Below are 2,051 nucleotides of genomic sequence, written 5' to 3'. Positions count from 1 at the left end.
GTCCATGACGACGGTCGCGGTGCGTTCCGTCAGGCGGACGAGTGAGGCGGCTACGGCGGTGGCGCAGGCTCCCGTGCCGCAGGCCTGCGTGATGCCCGAACCGCGCTCCCAGACGCGCATCCGTATGCGTCCGCCGGAGAGGATTTGGGCAAACTCCACGTTGATGCCGCCGGGAAACTGGGGATGCCGTTCGAGGCGGGGGCCGATGGCGGCCAGGTCGACGGCCTCCACGTCGGGCACGAAGAGCACCAGGTGCGGATTGCCCATCGACACGAACTGTCCGTGGCGGAAACCGTAGCCGTCACCCAAGTCTACCGTCCGCAGGTCGCGGGGAGCGCCCATGTCTACGGTCACCGTGGCGATGCGTCCGTCGGGGCCCGGATGGAGGACGAGGGTCTTGATGCCGGAGAGAGTGTCCAGGGTGACGGTGGTCCGGTTCGTCAGGCCCTCGTCGTAGACGTACTTGCCGATGCAACGGGAGGCGTTGCCGCACATGCGGGCCTCGGAGCCGTCGGCGTTGAAGATGCGCATGCTGAAGTCGGCCACGTCCGAGCGGCCTATCAGCACCAGCCCGTCGCTGCCGATGCCCGTGTGTGGGCGGCTCCATGCCACGGAGAGTTCGCCGGGGTTCTGGAGCGGGTTGCGGGTGGCGTCTACATAGATGTAGTCGTTGCCGGCTCCGTGCATCTTCGTAAAGCGTATCTTTTGTGTCATTATGTTTATCTTTAATCTGTTTATCTTTTCTATTTGCTTTTGTTTGATGCAAAATTATGAATTTATGTAATATGTTGTATTGTTTTGGATGGCTTTATGTATAAATAGTATGCATAACTTACGATTTGAAATTACAGAGGCCGTAAATCTTTCAATCTGTAACGTGTTTTGGAAGAGGCAGGGCGGTTTTGTCAGAAATGGCTTCAAAAGAAAGGGAGGCTCCGGCGATGGAGACCTCCCTTTCGGCCCTGTTCAATAGGCTTGTTCATGCACGCCTGCCACGGCGCGGCCGCTGGGGTCGTTCAGGTTGCGGAACGAGGCGTCCCAGGCCAGGGCTTCGGCGGTGGAGCAGGCCACGCTGGGAACGCTGGGAACGCTCCGGGCGGCCGACGCGCTGGGGAAGTGCTCCTCGAAGATGCTGCGGTAGTAGTATTCTTCCTTGTTCTGCGGCGGGTTGATGGGGAAGCGCTCGGCGGCATGGGCCATCTGCTCGTCGCTGACGGCGGCAGCGGTCACGGCCTTCAGCGTGTCGATCCACGAGTAGCCCACGCCGTCGGAGAACTGTTCCTTCTGGCGCCACGCCACGGCCTCGGGCAGCAGCGGGGCGAAGGCTTCGCGGACGATTTTCTTTTCGATGGTATGTCCGGGACACATCTTGGCCGCCGGGTTCAGGCGCATGGCGACGTCGAGGAATTCCTTGTCGAGGAAGGGGACGCGGCCTTCGACGCCCCAGGCCGAAAGGCTCTTGTTGGCGCGCAGGCAGTCGTAGAGGTGGAGCTTGGAGAGCTTGCGGACGGTCTCTTCGTGGAAAGCCTGTGCATTGGGGGCTTTATGGAAGTAGAGGTAGCCGCCGAACACCTCGTCCGCCCCTTCACCGCTGAGCACCATCTTGATGCCCATCGACTTGATGACGCGGGCCAGCAGGTACATCGGCGTGGAGGCGCGCACGGTGGTGACGTCGTAGGTCTCGATGTAGTAGATGACGTCGCGGATGGCGTCCAGCCCCTCCTGGATGGTGTAGTGGATTTCGTGGTGGACGGTGCCGATGTGCTCGGCAACGAGGCGGGCTTTTTCCAGGTCGGGCGCGCCCTTCAGGCCCACGGCGAAGGAGTGGAGCTGGGGCCACCAGGCGGCCTGCTGTCCGTCGGTCTCGATGCGGCGGTCGGCATAGAGGCGGGCCACGGCGGAGATGACGGACGAGTCCAGCCCGCCGGAGAGCAGCACGCCGTAGGGCACGTCGCTCATCAGCCGGCTCTTTTACACCTCCGGTTTGTATAAGAGAAAGCCCATAATCAATGACGGCAGCGCCGGATTCCTTTTGGGAGAAGCCCCGAGTG

General features: G+C 61.8%; 1 protein-coding gene and 1 pseudogene. Both read right to left on the bottom strand.

The genetic code is table 11. The features are described 5' to 3' along the window. A partial coding sequence (gene dapF, locus BQ8005_RS16965; protein WP_075319356.1) for a diaminopimelate epimerase occupies positions 1-714 on the bottom strand: 714 nt, incomplete at its 3' end. Between the two features lie 252 nt (positions 715-966). Then, positions 967-1,971 (bottom strand): annotated as a pseudogene (gene asnB, locus BQ8005_RS16960) (asparagine synthase B); the annotation flags it as partial. Positions 1,972-2,051 lie beyond the last annotated feature (80 nt).

The organism is Bacteroides togonis, from assembly GCF_900130135.1.
GTDB lineage: Bacteria > Bacteroidota > Bacteroidia > Bacteroidales > Bacteroidaceae > Bacteroides > Bacteroides pullorum.
The sequence above is the reverse complement of the archived record's forward strand: the minus strand, read 5'-3'. Positions and strand labels throughout refer to the sequence as shown.